The organism is Xenorhabdus sp. KK7.4, from assembly GCF_963876465.1.
Lineage (GTDB): Bacteria > Pseudomonadota > Gammaproteobacteria > Enterobacterales > Enterobacteriaceae > Xenorhabdus > Xenorhabdus stockiae.
The window spans coordinates 61,598-79,458 of sequence record NZ_CAWNQF010000035.1 but is presented as its reverse complement, the minus strand read 5'-3'; the positions used below and the strand labels follow the sequence as shown (position 1 = coordinate 79,458).

Sequence of the window (17,861 nt, the reverse complement as noted above, 5' to 3'; positions counted from 1 at the left end):
GTTGAGAACAATATCGATAACAAGCGGGCAAATAGCCCGCTTATACCAAAATTGGTTAATTGTCAGTAGATTCTGGCAATTCTGGTCTGGAGTTTCCTGAAGGAGCGCGGCGTTTTCCGATGTTTTTGCTGTCACGATGACGCACTTTTACCCGGTTTTTCTTCACTTCTTCTGTTTTTTTCTTTTCTTTGCGCTTTGCCAGCACTTTCTTGGATGGCTTATAGCTTTTGTTCTCACTTGGTGCTTTGGTTTGTGGACGAAGTTCGTCAACAACTCGCACTTTCAGTGGTTCCTGAAGATAGCGACTGATTTTTCCAAGTAATGGATGGTCATGGGACTCAATCAGCGCAATTGCGGTTCCTTTGCGGCCAGCACGGGCAGTTCGGCCAATCCGGTGCAGGTAAACATCTGCTGTGCGTGGTAAATCAAAGTTAAAAACGTGGCTGATGTTTTCGATATCCAGCCCACGGGAAGCAACATCGGTTGCAACCAGCACCTTAACCCGGCCATCATTCAGGCGCTTAACAGCATCTGTGCGTTTAGCCTGTACCATTTCACCTTCAAGAAAACTGGACTGAATACCTGCCTGATGCAGCCATTCAACCAATTCACGGACACGCTCCCGTTTACGTACAAAAACAATCGATTTTGTAACGTCTTCCTGTTTCAGCAAATGGCATAACAAGGCTGTTTTGTGTGCCAGATTATCAGCACGATAATAAAATTGCTGGATTTTCTTACGCTCACGACGGGAAGGTTCTGCATCGATCTCAACAGGATCTGTCAGCAGGCGCACTGCAAAATCACGGATGCTTTCGCCTTCAAGCGTTGCGGAAAATAGCATGGTTTGTTTACGCCAGCGGGTTTCTCCGGCAATCGTCTCAACGTCATTGGCAAAACCCATATCCAACATGCGATCGGCTTCATCAAGGATGAGGGTTTCTACTGCACGGCAGTCAAAGTTTTCTTCTTTGATATATTGCAGCAGACGCCCTGTAGTTGCGACGACAATGTCCTGATTCTCACTGAACACTTCTGCATGATTCATGTAGGCTACACCACCAGTAATCGTGGCAATATCCAGATGAGTATGTGCAGCCATCTCTCTGGCCTGCTCTGCAACCTGCATCGCCAGTTCACGGGTTGGTGTCAAAATCAAAATACGTGGTGGCCCTGATTTCTTACGTGGGAAATCCAGCAAATGCTGTATAGCCGGTAGCAGGTAGGCAGCTGTTTTGCCTGTCCCCGTTGGTGCGGAACCTAATACATCCCGCCCATCCATGGCCGCAGGAATGGCTGCCGCCTGAATTGCGGTCGGGCGTTCATAGCCTTTATCATTTAACGCATCAAGCAGGCATTCATCAAGTTCGAAGTCGGAAAAGTTTGTCGCAGTCATCATATACCTCTGTTTGGGCCGATGATTATAAACAGGTTAGGCTCATTCTTCACCCTATAACATGCACCAGTGTTAAAAGTATCAGGCGTTCGTGTGGCTTTTATCCTCGGGTCATAAGATTTATGCTATGAAGAACTTTGGTTTTCAACAGATATAATTCATGACGTTAATACACAAACCTGCTTTGCGTCGCGGTGGTTTCACATTCAAACAATTTTTTGTCGGGCATGATAAATGTGCCATGAAAGTCGGGACTGATGGCGTGCTATTGGGGACATGGGCACCGGTAGATAATAGAAAAAACTGTCTGGATATCGGGTGTGGCAGTGGACTGATTGCACTGATGATAGCCCAGAGATCCGGAAACGATACAGTTATTGATGCCGTAGAGCTGGACGAAGATGCAGCAATGCAGGCTATTGAAAATATCGATCAATCCCCGTGGCCTGACCGCATCAGGGTATACCGGCAGGATATTCATGATTTCACTGTGAGAAGCGAAAGCCGGTATGACTTGATTGTGAGTAATCCACCTTATTTCGAACCTGCCATTGCCTGTCGTAATGAGGCGCGCAATCAGGCGCGTTATACCGAAGCACTGACTCATCAGGGGTTATTGGACTGTGTTGAACAATTGATTACCCCTAACGGGTTATTTTGTGTGGTGCTTCCTTATGGGATTGGAAAGATCTTCGAAAAAATGGCGATAGAATGTGGTTGGTTTCCCCATTATCGGCTCAATATTCGTGATAGGCTGGATAAGCCGTTACATCGTTTATTGTTGGGATTATCCCGGCAGAGGCAGGAAATACAGGTTAGTGAACTGATGATCCGTGCTGCTGATGGCACATATTCAAACGAGTTTCAGCAGTTAGTGAAAGATTTTTATCTTTATTATTGATAGGGTTATCGTTCATAAAAACCTTAAATTTTTTTACGGAAGATTGGGATAAATCTTTCTGTTTTCCATAATCTAAAATCGAGTGAGCCACTGAATAGAGGCTATGATTTGTACTATAAATAAAAAGTGCAATGCAGAATAATCGGTGGTTGTAACACAAAATTACAATCAAAGTTGAACTTCACATGTAATGAACACTCAAAGGTGATGCTTGTTCGAGTAGCAAAGTGTCATGACTGGTGTAATGTCAGTGTAAATGTGGAGTTTTACCTCAGGAGAGTGAGCCTCGGATGAGCGAGCAGTTAACGGATCAAATGCTGGTCGAGCGAGTACAAAAAGGCGACCAAAAAGCGTTTAATTTGCTGGTAATCAGATACCAGCACAAAGTGGCAAGCTTAATTGCCCGTTACGTACCTCAAGGCGATGTTCCTGATGTTGCACAAGAGGTATTTATTAAAACTTATCGGGCACTGTCTTCTTTTCGGGGTGATAGTGCTTTTTATACGTGGTTGTACCGTATTGCCGTTAATACTGCGAAAAATTATTTGGTAGCTCAGGGGCGTCGTCCACCATCCAATGATCTGGATGCTAATGATGCAGAAAATTACGATACGTCAAGTTCATTAAAAGAAATTTCGAACCCTGAGAACTTAATGTTGTCAGAAGAATTAAAGAAAGTGGTATTTCGTACCATTGAATCACTGCCAGAAGATTTGCGGATAGCCATTACGCTTCGGGAACTTGATGGCCTGAGCTATGAGGAAATAGCCGTCATTATGGATTGTCCTGTGGGTACTGTTCGCTCGCGAATCTTTCGTGCAAGGGAAGCCATCGACAATAAAGTTCAACCCCTGATCCAACAGTAAGCAGTAGTGGAAGCACCAGCAGCAGTGGAAACAGTAGTAGTGGAACAAAATAATATTGAAGGGTACTGGCATGCAAAGAGAGAAACTTTCCGCGTTAATGGATGGAGAAGCTCTTGATAGTGAAATCGTTCGTTTGATCTCTGAAGATGCTGAAATGCAGAAACAGTGGGAAAGATATCACCTCATCCGGGATACATTACGTGGTGATGTGGGTGAAGTGTTACATTTGGATATCGCTAGTCAAGTGGCTCAGGCGCTTGAAAAAGAACCTGTCCATATTAATCCAGCAGCTATTCCGGAATCTCAGCCAAAACCTGATACGTGGCAGAAATTGCCGTTCTGGCATAAACTCCGCCCGTTAGTGACCCGGCCCTGGGCTAGTCAGATAACTCAGGTTGGTGTTGCGGCTTGTGTGTCAATGGCAGTTATCATCGGTGTTCAGCAATATAATGGGTCTGACACTGATGCTCAGCTTGATAATCCAGTCTTCAATACATTACCGGTGATGGGTTCTGCTTCACCTGTTGGGTTATCGGTTCCCGCTGAACATGATGCTTTTGGTGGCGACTTGAGTACGCAGGTGCGGGAAAGTAATAAGCGTATTGATGCAATGTTGCAGCAGTACGAACTTTTTCGGCGTATTAATGCAGAAAATGAACAACAGTTGCCAGAGGATAACGCAATACATTCGGGAGAACAAAGACCTGTAATCTCAAATAAGTAATAAAAATGAAATATACTGTTTTTTTCATTTTATTATTCGGGAGCTTCCTGAATTTATCAAAAGCCTCGGTTCAGCAAAAAAATAGCACCGAGGCTTTGTTACAGGGTATGGGGCACTCCGTACAGACTATGTCTTATGAACTTGCTTTTATTAACCTGAGCCCACAATTTATTATTCCTCTGCGTTATCGTCACGTTATCATTGATAATCAGCCCATCGCACAACTCATTCAAATGGATAACACGCGCCGTGAGATTATTCAGCGTGGTGATCAGATAAGCTATTACGAATCAGGCTTGGATTCATTCAGCCTGCGTGGTGATCATATTGTGGATTACCTGCCTCCGATCATCTTTGCTGATTTTTCTCAGGTACAGAAATTCTATAATTTCATTGATGCAGGCTCGACTCACGTTGGCGATCGTCCTGTCTATTTTGTGCGTATAACATCCAAAGATAACGATCGTTATAATTATAATTTATTGATAGATAAAAAAAGTTATCTGCCTTTGCTGATTGAGTTATTTGATCAGGAAAAAATGGCGGTTGTTGAACAGTTCCGTGTCATATCCTCAAGAGTGAATGACGATATAAAGCAGGAATTGAGCGCCATTGTGGATTTGAAATTACCACCGATGTTAGTTATTCCAAAAGCTGAAAAAGTGGCATTTAACTGGAAGGTTAGTAAGTTGCCTGAAGGCTTTCGGGAAGTTTCCCGTAATAGGAGTCGGTTATCAAAGACAGAATTATTGGAATCCATTATGTATAGTGATGGGGTATTCAGTTTTTCTGTAAATGTGGTAAATACTGGCGCAAAAGCCGCCGATGAGCCACTGTATCGACAGGGGCGACGAACAGTTTATACTGTGTCGAATGGCAGGCACAGCATTTCTGTTATTGGCGAATTACCCTTCGCCACAATTAAACAGATTGCCGGAAGTGTCATATTTACGGGGGATAACTGATGGTTAAAGAATGGGCAACGGTTGTCCGTTGGCAGCAGGGCCGGGCAGTATTGCGTTATGGCTCATCTTCGGGGTGTGGCAGCTGTCAGGCAAAAACAGCCTGTGGGTCGTATTTGCTGGAAAAACTGGGACCGGAAAATATCCACCAACTGGAGTTGGAGATTGCTCAGCCACTTCAACCGGGGCAAAAAGTCGAAGTTGGTATTCCGGAAAGTAGTTTATTACGTTCCGCTATGCTAGTTTATCTAACCCCATTATTAGGTCTGTTTTTAGGCGGGTTGCTGAGTCAATACTGGACTGCTGAGCAGTTATGGGTATGTATAGGTGGTATTGCTGGTGGTCTGGCCGGTTTTGCTTTTGCCCGTAAAATTGCTGCATATTGGGATAATCAGCAGGCATACCAACCCGTTGTGTTACAAATTGGTTTACCTCCCGATACGATTAAGGTTCTACATCAGGAATAATCTGTTTTACCATAATCGCTTTCACGATTTATTACGAATATTTTCACTTTCTGGTCATACTGTATGGGTTATACCCAACAGATTTCAAGTTGCATCGCGGCAGCAAGAGAATGAGTCCCCGGGAGCATAGATAACTATGTGACCGGGGTGAATGAGCGTAGCCAACAAAGAGGCGGCTTGAAAGATGAAGGGTATAGGTTGAAAACCGTAGGCATGACTAGGTTTTCACTGTGTTGACATGTAGAATACGGCTTTTCAGGCCAGTGGCCAAACCCGTATCTAATAAACGTCGCTTTATGTCCATCAGTGTGTCCATAGGCGAATGATTCAGAAATATTAAGGCAAAAAAGATTTAATAATGAAGCAAATAAGAAATTTCTCCATTATCGCCCACATTGACCATGGTAAGTCCACGCTATCTGACCGGATTATTCAAATCTGTGGTGGGTTGTCAGACCGCGAAATGGCAGCGCAAGTACTGGATTCAATGGATCTTGAACGTGAGCGTGGTATCACTATTAAGGCGCAGAGTGTGACCCTTGATTATAAGGCACATGACGGAAACGTTTATCAATTAAACTTTATCGACACGCCGGGGCATGTTGACTTCTCCTATGAAGTTTCCCGCTCTTTGGCGGCCTGTGAAGGTGCTCTGCTGGTTGTTGATGCAGGGCAGGGCGTTGAAGCTCAGACGCTGGCTAACTGCTATACCGCGCTTGACATGGATCTGGAAGTTGTTCCGGTTCTGAACAAAATTGACCTGCCAGCCGCAGAACCAGAGCGCGTAGCAGAAGAAATTGAAGATATCGTCGGTATTGATGCAACAGATGCTGTTCGTTGTTCTGCAAAAACCGGTGTGGGTGTACAGGATGTCATTGAGCGTCTGGTTAAGGAAATTCCAGCACCGGAAGGTGATCCTGAAGCACCATTACAGGCATTGATTATCGACTCATGGTTCGATAATTATCTGGGTGTTGTCTCACTTGTACGTGTTAAGAATGGTACGCTGCGTAAAGGCGACAAAATCAAGGTGATGAGCACAGGTCAGGTATATAACGCTGATCGTTTAGGTATTTTCACACCAAAGCGCATTGACCGTGACGTATTAAATTGCGGCGAAGTGGGCTGGTTGGTCTGTGCGATCAAAGATATCCTTGGTGCGCCTGTCGGCGATACGTTAACCACAGCGCGTCATCCGGCAGAAAAAGCTTTACCGGGTTTCAAAAAGGTTAAACCTCAGGTTTATGCGGGATTGTTCCCTATCAGCTCTGACGACTATGAAGCATTCCGTGATGCTTTGGGCAAACTGAGCCTGAACGATGCCTCTTTGTTCTATGAACCAGAAAGCTCTACTGCTTTGGGCTTTGGATTCCGTTGTGGTTTCCTCGGATTGCTGCACATGGAGATCATTCAGGAGCGTCTGGAACGTGAATATAACCTGGATTTGATCACCACTGCTCCAACGGTTGTTTATGAAGTTGAGACAACCAGTGATGAAGTCATCTATGTAGATAGCCCATCCAAATTACCGCCATTAAACAATATTAAAGAACTGCGTGAGCCTATTGCAGAATGTCACATGCTGTTGCCACAGGAATATCTCGGTAATGTGATTACACTCTGTATAGAAAAGCGTGGTGTTCAGACCAATATGGTTTATCACGGTAATCAGGTTGCGCTGACATATGAAATCCCAATGGCTGAAGTGGTGCTGGATTTCTTTGACCGTCTGAAATCTACCTCACGTGGTTATGCGTCGCTGGACTATAATTTTGTTCGTTTCCAACATTCTGACATGGTACGTGTGGATGTGTTGATTAACGGTGAGCGTGTCGATGCTCTGGCGTTGATCACTCACCGTGATAACTCGCAATACCGTGGTCGAGAGCTGGTGGAAAAAATGAAGGAATTAATCCCTCGCCAGCAATTTGATATTGCCATTCAGGCAGCCATTGGTACCCACATTATCGCTCGTTCTACTGTTAAACAGTTACGTAAAAACGTACTGGCGAAATGTTATGGCGGTGATGTCAGCCGTAAGAAAAAGCTGTTGCAGAAACAGAAAGAAGGTAAAAAACGCATGAAGCAGGTTGGTAACGTTGAACTGCCTCAGGAAGCCTTCTTAGCAATTCTGCATGTCGGAAAAGATTAATTAACAAGGTCGTAAGGAGTCTAAATGGCTAACACTTTTGCCTTGATCTTAACGTTTGCAACGTTAATCACCGGAATTATCTGGTGTATAGATCGCTTTAAACTCGCCCCTGAGCGTAAGAGAAAACTGGCTCAGGCTCAGAAACAGGCAGCGGGCAACGAATCTCAGGAAGCTGCAATTAAAGAAATAAACAAGCCTACATGGGCTGAGACATTTGCATCTGTTTTTCCGGTGTTAGCCATTGTCTGGATCCTGCGTTCATTTGTGTATGAACCTTTCCAGATCCCTTCCGGTTCAATGATGCCTACCCTGTTGATCGGGGATTTCATTTTAGTAGAAAAATTTGCCTATGGTTTGAAAGATCCGATCACACAAACCACCCTGATTAAAACCGGTGAGCCTAAACGCGGTGATATCGCTGTTTTCAAATATCCCGTCAACCCAAGTATAGATTTTGTAAAACGGGTGATTGGCTTGCCCGGGGATAAGATTGTTTACAACTATTGGGATAAAGAGCTTCAGATTTATCCCGGTTGTGGTTACGCTCAGCACTGTAAAGACATTCTCCCTATTACTTATGGGGATGTGTATCTCAGTGACTGGACTATCTCAGAAAAGATAAAGAAAGACGGTACGATTGCTAATGAAGTGCATCAAATTCCTGTTGGGCAAACATTAGGCCCTCGCACCTTGCGTCAAGGGGAGCGGGTTGAAACGTTGGGTGATGTTTCGCACCATATTTTAACGCTGCCTCCACAACGTGAGCCGGAATTTGTTCAGGAAGGCCAGCCAGTAGGCACTTGGGTTGTACCTAAAGGAGAGTATTTCATGATGGGCGATAATCGTGATAATAGCTCTGATAGCCGTTTCTGGGGATTTGTTCCGGAGAAGAATCTGGTCGGACGTGCAACCGCTATCTGGGTCAGCTTCAATAAACAAGAAGGTGAGTGGCCTGACTGGCCATGGGTACGTTTCAGCCGAATAGGTGGAATTCACTAATATTTATATATTAGCGAAGCATTAATTTATCTCTCAGTGTAGAATATTCTCTCAAACGAGATGACTGGCTTCCTGAAATAATTAACTTTTTAGGAAGCCAGTGCAAACGCAACAGTTTTGTAAGGCATATCATTAAGATAGAAATCAAGTATACACAATGGATTTCAAGATGCGTCGCGGCGGCAAGGGAGTAAATCCCCATGAGCATAGATAACTATGTGACTGGGGTGAACGATCGTAGCCAACAAAGAGGCAACTTGAAAGACGAAGTGTATAGCCTCACAGGTCTGTTGCGTGTGCTTTTATTTGACGGATTCTAACTGAATTGGTAGCACATGAACTCCATAATAATGAACAGGTTACAGCGTAAGCTGGGATATACCTTTAAGCAGAATGATTTATTGCTTCAGGCGTTAACTCACCGTAGTGCCAGCAGTAAGCATAATGAACGTTTGGAATTTCTTGGCGACTCAATCCTGAGTTTTGTCATTGCTAACGCGCTTTATCACCGTTTTCCCCGGGTTGACGAAGGCGATATGAGCCGGATGCGTGCCACATTGGTGCGAGGTAATACACTGGCGGAACTTGCCAGAGAATTTGAACTGGGTGAATGTCTGCGTTTAGGGCCGGGCGAGTTAAAAAGTGGTGGTCATCGCCGTGAATCCATTTTAGCGGATAGCATTGAAGCCCTGATTGGCGGTATTTTTTTGGATAGTGATATTCAGACTGTTGAACAAATTGTACTGAATTGGTACGAAAGTCGTCTGAATGAAATAAGTCCGGGTGATAAACAAAAAGATCCCAAAACGCGTTTACAGGAATATTTGCAAGGGCGCCATCTGCCGTTGCCATCATATCTGGTTGTTCAGGTTCGTGGGGAAGCACACGATCAGGAATTTACAATTCACTGTCAGGTCAGTGGATTTGAGCAGCCTGTCAGAGGAATAGGTTCCAGCCGTCGCAAGGCAGAACAGGCGGCTGCGGAACAAGCATTAAAACAACTGGAGCTTGAATGAGCAAAGAAAAAAACTATTGCGGATTCGTTGCAATAGTCGGACGACCCAACGTCGGTAAATCGACTTTATTGAATCAGTTACTGGGTCAAAAAGTCTCCATTACTTCCCGTAAACCTCAGACGACACGCCATCGTATTATGGGGATCCATACGGAAGGGGCTTATCAGACTATTTATGTTGATACCCCGGGTCTTCATATTGAAGAAAAGCGAGCAATTAACCGTCTGATGAACCGTGCTGCAAGCAGTTCAATCGGTGATGTGGAACTGGTCATTTTTGTCGTGGAAGGTACTCACTGGACACCGGATGACGAAATGGTTGTGAATAAACTGCGTGACCTGCGTTGCCCGGTTATGCTGGTTATCAATAAAGTGGACAACGTTACGGATAAAACCATTTTACTGCCGCATATCGGTTTTCTCAGCCAGCAGATGAATTTCATTGATGTTGTGCCGATCAGCGCAGAAAAAGGCACAAATGTTGATACCATCGCTAAAATTGTGCGTGAGCGCATGCCGGAAGCGGAACATCATTTCCCCGAAGATTACATTACTGATCGTTCACAGCGTTTCATGGCATCTGAAATTATCCGTGAAAAACTGATGCGTTTTCTGGGTGAAGAATTACCTTATTCCGTTACAGTTGAAATTGAACAATTTGTCACTAATGAGCGTGGAGGTTATACGATCCACGGCCTGATTCTGGTAGAACGTGATGGCCAGAAAAAAATGGTCATTGGTAACAAAGGCAGCAAAATCAAAACAATCGGAACAGAAGCCCGTCAGGATATGGAAAAGCTGTTTGATGTTAAAGTTCATTTAGAACTTTGGGTCAAAGTGAAAGCTGGCTGGGCGGATGATGAGCGTGCTCTGCGTAGCCTTGGCTATATTGACGATTTATAAGGTTAATCGTGGACGGCTGGCAGAGAGCCTTTGTGCTTCATGGGCGCCCTTACAGTGAAACCAGTTTATTACTGGATTTTTTTACTGAACATGAAGGGCGAGTGCGTGTTTTAGCAAAGGGAGCACGTAGCCGCCGTTCCAATCTGAAAGGCTGTCTTCAGCCTTTTACCCCGCTACTGGTTCGCTGGAGTGGGCGGGGTGAAATCAAAACATTACGGGATGCTGAACCCGTCTCGTTAGCTCTTCCCTTAACTGGTAGCGTGTTATACAGCGGGTTGTATGTTAATGAACTCTTATCCAGAGTTCTTGAACAGGGAACCGCCTATCCTGCCCTTTTCTTTGATTATCTCCAATGTTTGCAAGTGTTGGCTGCAAGTGAATACACGCCTGAATACGCCCTGCGCCGTTTTGAATTATCGGTGCTAAATAACATGGGGTATGGCGTGGATTACCTCCATTGTGCCGGCAGTGGTGAGCCTGTCACAGACACAATGACATATCGCTATCGAGAAGAAAAAGGATTTATTGCCAGTCTGGTTGTTGACCACTACAGCTTTACTGGCAATGAACTAAAGGCACTGGCTGCGCGTGAATTTTCTGATCCGGCTACACTGAAGGCGGCCAAGCGGTTTACTCGCATTGCCTTACAGCCTTATCTCGGGGGAAAACCGTTAAAGAGCCGTGAATTATTTCATCAATTTGTGCGCAGAAATACAGGTAACACGAACCAAAAAAATTAAGATGGGATCGCTCTCAATAATGGAGAGTGAGTACGTTGTTTTATCTAATATATAATTGCAGGAGCTAAAAATGGCTGAGGTATTGTTAGGCATCAACATCGACCATATTGCAACAGTACGTAATGCCCGTGGAACGCAATATCCTGATCCTGTACAGGCTGCATTTGTTGCTGAACAGGCTGGTGCTGATGGGATAACAGTTCACTTGCGTGAAGATCGTCGCCACATTACAGACAGAGATGTTCAGTTATTAGCAAAAACCATCCAGACACGTATGAATCTGGAAATGGCTGTGACTGATGAGATGGTAGAAATAGCCTGCCAAATCAAACCTGCTTTTTGTTGTTTAGTCCCTGAAAAACGTGAAGAAGTCACAACAGAAGGGGGGTTGGATGTCTTCGGGCAGAAAGCTCATGTTGGTGCAGCAGTAAAACGTTTATCAGATGCAGGTATTCTTGTTTCCTTGTTTATTGATGCAGATCATCAGCAGATTGATGCTGCGGCTGAAGTGGGAGCACCTTATATTGAAATCCATACTGGTGCGTATGCTGATGCAGAAAATGATGCGCAACAGAAAAAAGAGTTTCAGCGTATTAAAGAAGCTGTAACTTATGCCGCCGCTAAAGGCATAAAAGTCAACGCAGGCCACGGATTGACTTATCATAATGTACAGAGTATTGCAGCATTGCCGGAAATTTATGAATTGAATATCGGCCATGCCATTATCGGGCGGGCATTATTCAGTGGCTTGTCTGCTGCGGTTTCTGATATGAAAACATTGTTGCGTGAAGCCCGCCGTTAATGGCCATTATCGGACTGGGTACAGATATTGTTGAAATTCTCCGTATAGAGGAGATTGTCGGGCGTTCTGGCGAACGCCTGGCAAAACGTATCCTGAGTGATAATGAGTGGCAACAATATCAGCAACATAACCAGCCAATTCGTTTTCTGGCAAAGCGCTTTGCTGTCAAAGAAGCCGCCGCTAAGGCGCTCGGAACAGGTATCCGTAATGGGTTGGCATTTAATCAGTTTGAAGTGATTAATGATGCATTAGGGAAACCAACATTAAAACTTCATGGCGAAGCAAGAATATTAGCGAGCCAACTGTATGTGAAATCAATGCATGTCACACTGGCAGATGAACGGCGATATGCCTGTGCAACGGTGATATTGGAGAGTTAGGACAATATTATGACCTCGTTCTATGTGGACGAGGTATCAGCAGAAAAGTCATTTTGAATGCCATGAACAATCTGAGCTCAGATTTTGTCAGCATGATGTAAGAGCACAAATTTATCCCATAGCTGCTCTTCTGTCTCTTTATACTCGGGGTCGATAATAATCGTGTTTGTTATCGGACATACAGACTGGCAGGTGGGCTTTTCATAATGCCCTATGCACTCAGTACAGCGCTCCGGAGCAATTTCATAGATTTCAGCACCCATCGTAATGGCCTGATTAGGGCATTCAGGTTCACACATATCACAATTGATGCAGCGTTTGGTAATTAGTAGTGCCATTTCAATATATTACGCAAATTATTATTGTAAACTAAAGTGAGACAGAAAATAAAGTTTGCTATCACCGTGAAGATATGGATATAATATCGCCACTGGTTTGGAAGTACAAACCTATTTATGATAAGCAAGTTTCAAGCAGTTCAGCAGTGAGCGTTATCTTTGATATCCCTTCATAGCGAATTCCTTCTAATTTAGTTCCCATAAGTACGTATAAATCAAATCAAAAATATCATCTTGCCTCATGGCAATTAATAAAACAATTCAAAGGAATTCGTATGTCTAATACAATGACTGGCACAGTAAAATGGTTTAACAACGATAAAGGCTTCGGTTTTATCTCTCCAAAAGATGGCAGCAAAGATGTGTTTGTTCACTATTCTGCTATCCAAAGTAATAGCTTCAAAAGCTTAGATGAAGGCCAAGAAGTTTCCTTTACCATTGAAAATGGTATGAAAGGCCCAGCTGCTGCCAATGTAGTGATCCTCTAAGGCACCATCTATTTTTTGTAAGACAGTTATGCTACCTACTCAAATAGGTATACATCCAGATAATTAAATCCCTCAAATACAGGGTTTAATGAATAACTGTTTTTCACTTTAAACCGTGTAGCGTTGATGCGCTTCACGGTTTTTTGTATCCGCTCATTTATTTAGCAAATTCCTTACATTATCAGGGATTGGTGCTATCAATAATCAGTTTTCATGCCCAGTAAAATATAAATAATGGGCACTTCATAATTCTCGTTATCTCTAAGAATCCATTCATAATCTTTACTAAAACTTATTTATCCTTGATTATTTTCGGACTTGATAAGTTCACACATATCACAATAGATATAGCGTTTGGTCAACAGTAGCGCCATTCCGATCTATTATGAAAATTTATGATGGAGTTTTTGTAATGAAACAAAGCTTTTTTTCGGAGATTATCTTACCAGATAATTATCTCGCGCTAGATTTTTTGGCGTTTCATCAGCGGGATGAAAAGTGTGTGTCTGAAATTGTGCAGCTGGATCAGGTTAAAAAAGGCATTATCTGGCATGGAAACCCGGCATTACTGACTATTTCACTGGAAAAAAAACGGGCTCAGGTACAGCTTGATATTGATGCTGACAGCGCTTCTTATTCCAAAGATGCTTTGTCTGTTTTAGCCACACATATGCTTGGATTATTGCAGCCTGTTGAAATATTTGAAGAACAATATCAGGAAAATCCAGTGATTGGAGAACTCATTACGCGGCAGGCGGGTTTGCGTATTTATCAATCAGCATCGCCTTTTGAAGCGTTGAGCTGGGCGATTATAGGCCAGCAGATAAGTGTCAGTGCAGCAGTTTCCATTCGGCGACGATTTATTCAATCTGTTGGAGTTAAACATACTTCAGGGTTAATGTGCCATCCGACTCATAAAGAAGTCATGCAGTGTACAGAGCAGGATTTGTATCAGTGTGGTTTTTCTATGGGTAAAGCGAAGGCGCTATTGAGTGTCTGCCAGCTAATCGATTCTGGTGAATTGGATTTGTCTATTGAAAATGATGAAGCTGAAATTAGCCGGCTGACCAAAAATCTGTTAGCGATTAAGGGAATCGGTATCTGGACGGTCAATTATACTCTGCTAAGGGGATTAAATTATTTGAATGGCTCTTTGCATGGCGATGTCGCTGTGAGGCGTAATCTCCAGTACTTGCTGAAACAGGAAAACAAGGTAGATGCTGAGCAAACAGAGAAATGGCTAGCAGGTTTTTCTCCCTGGAAGGCTCTTGTCGCGGCTCATTTATGGAGACAACAATCCAGTAGTGGATATTAATAACGAAAGTTTCAATACCACTTTAATCCTTCATAAGGCTTTATGCGTAGCGCATCAAGGCGGTTTGTCAGCGATCCTGCATGGACTTCAAGCTGATGGCCGTCTGGATCCAACAGGTAGATTGAATCTCCCTCACTTCGGTTCTCTTTCCATAGTTTTGTTCCAGCATTGAGCAATTTTTCTCTGAAAGCAGAAAAATGCTGAGCTTCGATATTAAAGGCGATATGCGTATAATCCTGTGCTGGTTTTGCTTCGTCACAGGAAAGACAGAGCCACAGATCTCCCAGAGTTAAATAAGCCCCATTTTGCCAGCGGACATGTGGGGTGAATCCAAGCAGATTAATGTAAAAATCGAGACTATGCTCGAGATGAGAGACTGCCAGTGTCAGATGGTTTAGCCCTGTCAGCATAGAATTTGCCTATTTTTATCTTGAAATAATCGATTTAAAACAAATAATTAAATAATGTTATGCGATCATGCAATTACATCGTTATGTTAGGAAAGGATATTATATCTGGCAAGTTTTCCTTGGTGTCTTCCTTTTGAAATCTAATAAAATGTTCCGAGTGCTTTTGTTAAGATACCCTTTTACCCATTAAGAGGTTTTGGCAATGTTATCTTTTTCACCGTTTGATGATTTAGCTCAGCAAATTTTACCAGTTGCAATAGAAGGGGATGACGGTGCGCATGATGTGGCTCATTTATACCGGGTTTGGAAAAATGCACAGAAAATCTGTGAAGCCGAATGCGGTAATTTGAGATTAGTTTTTGTAGCCGTTTTATTACATGATTGCGTTAGCGTTGAGAAAAATGATCCAAACCGGCATTTAGCCTCCCGTATGGCAGCGGAAAAAGCCACTCTGATATTAAAAGATCTTGGCTGGAGCGAAGAAGATATTGCTGCGGTCAGCCATGCGATTGAGACACATAGTTTCTCTGCGGGATTGACTCCGGAGACACTGGAAGCTCAAATTGTACAGGATGCTGATCGGCTTGATTCAATAGGCATGATGGGTGTTGCCCGTTGTTTTTATACAGCAGGGCGTATGCGTTCAGGTTTATATAATGCTTATGATCCCTTGGCAAAACAGCGTGAATATGATGATCGCGCTTATGCGGTTGACCATTTTTATACCAAGCTGTTCAAAATAGAAGCGGGTTTTCAAACGGAAACTGGCAAACAAATGGCTCGGGAAAGAACGAAGCGCATGGAACAGTTTCTGAATGAGTTTTTTGACGAAATTCAGGCTGAATAAATCCGTGTTAATTATATAAATGTATAATTAATAGGATATAACCAGCAAGAGAACATGTAGTGACAGAAATATATAGTGATGAATACTGGATGCGTCAGGCCATGGATTTGGCAATGCAGGCACAGGCAAAAGGGGAAATCCCTGTAGGAGCACTGCTGGTAGCGGATAATAAAATTATTGCTGAAGGCTATAACCACCCCATAACAGATCATGATCCAACGGCCCATGCAGAAATTATTGCATTACGGCGTGGAGGTACTCAATTACAAAACTATCGCCTGCTGGAGACAACACTGTATGTCACTCTGGAGCCATGTGTCATGTGCGCGGGAGCGATGATCCACGGTCGTATACAGCGGCTGGTTTACGGTGCAAGTGATATGAAAACGGGAGCAGCCGGGTCTTTGATCGATATTCTGCGTCATCCCGGAATGAACCATCGGATTGAAATTACTGGTGGTGTACTGGAGCAGGAATGCTCCGCTATGTTGAGTGCATTTTTCAAACAACGTAGGGAGCAGCATAAGGAATTAAAACGGTTGAAAAAGCAACAGATGGAAGGGTGATAACGTTTACTGTATAACCTGAGCAGACGCGGGGACTTCTACTGGAGGATGAGAACTACTGGCAGTTACCGGCTCAGCCTGCATGTCAGGAGTTTCTGTCTTGTTACGGTTGTTTCTGGCTCTCAGATATCCTTCCAGACTTTGGTAATAACGACGAATATTTCCGACGTAGCGGTAGGCTTCATAGCCTCGTGCATAGCCATATGTAGTATTGGCATAGTATTTTTTTTGAGCTAACAGGGGAATTCGCGATTTAACATCCATCCAGAGATTAGGATCTCCTTTTTGCATAGATGTTAATTTGCGTGCATCAAGAATATGCCCATACCCTATATTATAAGCCGCTAATGCGAACCAAATTCTCTCATCTTCAGGAATGGTATCTGGCAAACGTTCCATCAGGTAATGTAAATATGCCATTCCTCCTTTTACACTTTCTTCCGGATCAAGACGGTCTTTGATTCCTGCCCATTCTGCTGTCGGACGGGTCAGCATCATCATGCCGCGAACTCCAGTGGGTGAGGTTGCCAGTGGATCCCAGTGTGATTCCTGCCATGCGATAGCTGCAACTAACCGCCAGTCCAGAGAACCGGCGTATTTTTCAAAAATAGGCTGATATGTCGGCAGTAGTTTGTTGATTGCACGAATAAATGAAATAGTATCGAAGTAATCGAATGAACCAATATGGCTGAAGTATTTATCTTCCAGCCGTGAGGTTATACCGTTTTCGGTCAGCATGTTGAAAAAATCCAGCATTGCTGAATAGAGGCTATAGTCATCATTACGTTTTAAATACCAGGTCAGTGGTTTGTCTTCACTGACATCGAAAGCGATCGCCAGATTAGGGTGGATCCGCTGTTGCAGGGCAAGGCTGATAGAATCACTGATGGTATAATCAATTTTGCCCTCAGAAACCTGCTCAAGTAGTTCCTGAGAATTACTATGTGATGATTCTTCCCAGTTTAAATCCGGATAAGATTTTTCTTTCAATTGCTTCAGCTCACTGACATGGGCTGAACCTGCGCTCACAACCAGTGAGCCAGTCAGGTCTGCAAATGAGCGTGGACGTACCGTACCTTTACGATAAACCAACTGCTGAGACACAGAGTAATAGGCCGGGCCAGTTCGCGTCTGGTTAAGTCTTTCTTTATTGTAGATAAGACCTGCGGCTAAAAAATCAGCTTTGTCATTATCTAAGTCGTCAAAAAGCTGGTTAATGTTAGAACGAAACTTAATGCTCAGCTTGACACCCAGATAATCTGCAAACCGTTTGGCTAAATCATAATCAAATCCTACAGGTTCATTTTTATCATTAAGTGAAATCAGAGGGGAACTGATGGTACTAACCCTAAGTTCGCCCCGCGCCAAGATCCTGTTTATCTGCTCCTGCTGTTTATTAGGCCAACTGATGTTGAGACCAATAATTGTGGCAGACAGGAGTGCGATAATGACGATGACAAAATAATTTATCTTGATATTGCTCAAACAGTTATCTCTCGTCAGTACGGTTAGGCTCAGTATGAAATGTCAGATAATAGCATGGTTAAATTTCCAGTACTTAAGAATTTTGCGCAACAAAATTGAAGCTTG

At 43.5% G+C, this 17,861-nt stretch carries 20 protein-coding genes; 16 read left to right on the top strand and 4 right to left on the bottom strand.

What is annotated here, in order from left to right:
* Positions 1-55: 55 nt before the first annotated feature.
* The gene (gene srmB / locus AACS90_RS04675; protein ID WP_099121897.1) at positions 56-1,396 is read right to left on the bottom strand and encodes an ATP-dependent RNA helicase SrmB; all 1,341 of its coding nucleotides are present in this window, start codon (positions 1,394-1,396) and stop codon (positions 56-58) included.
* 160 nt (positions 1,397-1,556) lie between these two features.
* Between srmB and trmN the strand changes: the two genes are divergently transcribed.
* The 12 genes from trmN to acpS all read left to right on the top strand — a co-directional run bounded on the left by trmN (position 1,557) and on the right by acpS (position 12,307).
* On the top strand, positions 1,557-2,297 hold the full coding sequence (trmN, locus tag AACS90_RS04670) for a tRNA(1)(Val) (adenine(37)-N(6))-methyltransferase TrmN (protein ID WP_099121896.1): 741 nt from the start codon (positions 1,557-1,559) through the stop codon (positions 2,295-2,297).
* Positions 2,298-2,587: 290 nt separating this feature from the next.
* Positions 2,588-3,163, top strand: a complete 576-nt coding sequence (gene rpoE, locus AACS90_RS04665) for an RNA polymerase sigma factor RpoE (RefSeq protein WP_099110645.1) — start codon at positions 2,588-2,590, stop codon at positions 3,161-3,163.
* 70 nt (positions 3,164-3,233) lie between these two features.
* Positions 3,234-3,887 (top strand): anti-sigma-E factor RseA, encoded by a 654-nt coding sequence (gene rseA, locus AACS90_RS04660; RefSeq protein ID WP_099121895.1) that lies wholly within the window; start codon positions 3,234-3,236, stop codon positions 3,885-3,887.
* 5 nt (positions 3,888-3,892) lie between these two features.
* Positions 3,893-4,852, top strand: coding sequence for a sigma-E factor regulatory protein RseB (gene rseB / locus AACS90_RS04655; RefSeq protein ID WP_099121894.1), 960 nt, complete (start codon positions 3,893-3,895; stop codon positions 4,850-4,852).
* The gene (gene rseC / locus AACS90_RS04650; protein WP_099121893.1) at positions 4,852-5,316 is read left to right on the top strand and encodes a SoxR-reducing system protein RseC; all 465 of its coding nucleotides are present in this window, start codon (positions 4,852-4,854) and stop codon (positions 5,314-5,316) included. The genes rseB and rseC overlap by 1 nt, the downstream gene beginning before the upstream one ends.
* 358 nt (positions 5,317-5,674) lie before the next feature.
* The gene (lepA, locus tag AACS90_RS04645) at positions 5,675-7,468 is read left to right on the top strand and encodes a translation elongation factor 4 (protein ID WP_099121892.1); all 1,794 of its coding nucleotides are present in this window, start codon (positions 5,675-5,677) and stop codon (positions 7,466-7,468) included.
* A 24-nt stretch (positions 7,469-7,492) separates the two neighbouring features.
* Positions 7,493-8,467, top strand: a complete 975-nt coding sequence (gene lepB, locus AACS90_RS04640; protein WP_099121891.1) for a signal peptidase I — start codon at positions 7,493-7,495, stop codon at positions 8,465-8,467.
* Positions 8,468-8,802: 335 nt separating this feature from the next.
* A complete protein-coding gene (gene rnc / locus AACS90_RS04635) occupies positions 8,803-9,483 on the top strand; it encodes a ribonuclease III (protein ID WP_099110634.1) in 681 nt (226 codons plus the stop codon).
* Positions 9,480-10,385 (top strand): GTPase Era, encoded by a 906-nt coding sequence (era, locus tag AACS90_RS04630; protein WP_099121890.1) that lies wholly within the window; start codon positions 9,480-9,482, stop codon positions 10,383-10,385. The genes rnc and era overlap by 4 nt, the downstream gene beginning before the upstream one ends.
* Positions 10,386-10,393: 8 nt before the next feature.
* Positions 10,394-11,125 (top strand): DNA repair protein RecO, encoded by a 732-nt coding sequence (gene recO, locus AACS90_RS04625; protein WP_099121889.1) that lies wholly within the window; start codon positions 10,394-10,396, stop codon positions 11,123-11,125.
* Between the two features lie 70 nt (positions 11,126-11,195).
* A complete protein-coding gene (pdxJ, locus tag AACS90_RS04620; RefSeq protein ID WP_099121888.1) occupies positions 11,196-11,927 on the top strand; it encodes a pyridoxine 5'-phosphate synthase in 732 nt (243 codons plus the stop codon).
* The gene (acpS, locus tag AACS90_RS04615) at positions 11,927-12,307 is read left to right on the top strand and encodes a holo-ACP synthase (RefSeq protein WP_099121887.1); all 381 of its coding nucleotides are present in this window, start codon (positions 11,927-11,929) and stop codon (positions 12,305-12,307) included. The genes pdxJ and acpS overlap by 1 nt, the downstream gene beginning before the upstream one ends.
* Before the next feature lie 77 nt (positions 12,308-12,384).
* On the opposite strand, the gene AACS90_RS04610 is transcribed toward acpS, so the two are convergent.
* Positions 12,385-12,645 carry a YfhL family 4Fe-4S dicluster ferredoxin gene (locus AACS90_RS04610; RefSeq protein WP_099121886.1) on the bottom strand — a complete coding sequence of 87 codons (261 nt, stop codon included), beginning with the start codon at positions 12,643-12,645 and terminating at the stop codon, positions 12,385-12,387.
* A 275-nt stretch (positions 12,646-12,920) separates the two neighbouring features.
* On the opposite strand from AACS90_RS04610, the gene cspE reads away from it, so the two are divergent.
* Together cspE and AACS90_RS04600 are read left to right on the top strand one after the other, a co-directional pair.
* Positions 12,921-13,133 carry a transcription antiterminator/RNA stability regulator CspE gene (gene cspE, locus AACS90_RS04605; RefSeq protein WP_099110625.1) on the top strand — a complete coding sequence of 71 codons (213 nt, stop codon included), beginning with the start codon at positions 12,921-12,923 and terminating at the stop codon, positions 13,131-13,133.
* 412 nt (positions 13,134-13,545) lie between these two features.
* Entirely contained in the window at positions 13,546-14,448 is a 903-nt protein-coding gene (locus AACS90_RS04600; RefSeq protein ID WP_099121885.1) for a DNA-3-methyladenine glycosylase family protein, read from the top strand.
* Between the two features lie 11 nt (positions 14,449-14,459).
* On the opposite strand, the gene fos is transcribed toward AACS90_RS04600, so the two are convergent.
* Complete coding sequence (gene fos, locus AACS90_RS04595; protein ID WP_099121884.1) at positions 14,460-14,858, bottom strand: fosfomycin resistance glutathione transferase; 399 nt, start codon at positions 14,856-14,858, stop codon at positions 14,460-14,462.
* A 202-nt stretch (positions 14,859-15,060) separates the two neighbouring features.
* Here fos and AACS90_RS04590 point away from each other — a divergent pair, with 202 nt between their 5' ends.
* Entirely contained in the window at positions 15,061-15,705 is a 645-nt protein-coding gene (locus AACS90_RS04590) for an HD domain-containing protein (RefSeq protein WP_099121883.1), read from the top strand.
* 59 nt (positions 15,706-15,764) lie between these two features.
* Complete coding sequence (gene tadA / locus AACS90_RS04585) at positions 15,765-16,271, top strand: tRNA adenosine(34) deaminase TadA (RefSeq protein WP_099121882.1); 507 nt, start codon at positions 15,765-15,767, stop codon at positions 16,269-16,271.
* A gap of 6 nt (positions 16,272-16,277) precedes the next feature.
* Here tadA and mltF read toward each other — a convergent pair whose 3' ends face one another.
* Positions 16,278-17,756: a membrane-bound lytic murein transglycosylase MltF gene (gene mltF / locus AACS90_RS04580; RefSeq protein ID WP_099121881.1), complete on the bottom strand. Its 1,479-nt coding sequence runs from the start codon at positions 17,754-17,756 to the stop codon at positions 16,278-16,280.
* Positions 17,757-17,861 lie beyond the last annotated feature (105 nt).

Excerpts from the sequence above, each read along its gene's own strand:
- fos (WP_099121884.1), bottom strand. The coding sequence starts at position 14,858 with ATGCTGACAGGGCTAAACCATCTGACACTGGCAGTCTCTCATCTCGAG.
- acpS (WP_099121887.1), top strand. The coding sequence starts at position 11,927 with ATGGCCATTATCGGACTGGGTACAGATATTGTTGAAATTCTCCGTATA.
- lepB (WP_099121891.1), top strand. The coding sequence starts at position 7,493 with ATGGCTAACACTTTTGCCTTGATCTTAACGTTTGCAACGTTAATCACC.
- pdxJ (WP_099121888.1), top strand. The coding sequence starts at position 11,196 with ATGGCTGAGGTATTGTTAGGCATCAACATCGACCATATTGCAACAGTA.
- rseC (WP_099121893.1), top strand. The coding sequence starts at position 4,852 with ATGGTTAAAGAATGGGCAACGGTTGTCCGTTGGCAGCAGGGCCGGGCA.
- rseA (WP_099121895.1), top strand. The coding sequence starts at position 3,234 with ATGCAAAGAGAGAAACTTTCCGCGTTAATGGATGGAGAAGCTCTTGAT.
- AACS90_RS04590 (WP_099121883.1), top strand. The coding sequence starts at position 15,061 with ATGTTATCTTTTTCACCGTTTGATGATTTAGCTCAGCAAATTTTACCA.
- rseB (WP_099121894.1), top strand. The coding sequence starts at position 3,893 with ATGAAATATACTGTTTTTTTCATTTTATTATTCGGGAGCTTCCTGAAT.
- cspE (WP_099110625.1), top strand. The coding sequence starts at position 12,921 with ATGTCTAATACAATGACTGGCACAGTAAAATGGTTTAACAACGATAAA.
- trmN (WP_099121896.1), top strand. The coding sequence starts at position 1,557 with ATGACGTTAATACACAAACCTGCTTTGCGTCGCGGTGGTTTCACATTC.
- rpoE (WP_099110645.1), top strand. The coding sequence starts at position 2,588 with ATGAGCGAGCAGTTAACGGATCAAATGCTGGTCGAGCGAGTACAAAAA.
- era (WP_099121890.1), top strand. The coding sequence starts at position 9,480 with ATGAGCAAAGAAAAAAACTATTGCGGATTCGTTGCAATAGTCGGACGA.
- AACS90_RS04600 (WP_099121885.1), top strand. The coding sequence starts at position 13,546 with ATGAAACAAAGCTTTTTTTCGGAGATTATCTTACCAGATAATTATCTC.
- lepA (WP_099121892.1), top strand. The coding sequence starts at position 5,675 with ATGAAGCAAATAAGAAATTTCTCCATTATCGCCCACATTGACCATGGT.
- rnc (WP_099110634.1), top strand. The coding sequence starts at position 8,803 with ATGAACTCCATAATAATGAACAGGTTACAGCGTAAGCTGGGATATACC.
- AACS90_RS04610 (WP_099121886.1), bottom strand. The coding sequence starts at position 12,645 with ATGGCACTACTAATTACCAAACGCTGCATCAATTGTGATATGTGTGAA.
- srmB (WP_099121897.1), bottom strand. The coding sequence starts at position 1,396 with ATGACTGCGACAAACTTTTCCGACTTCGAACTTGATGAATGCCTGCTT.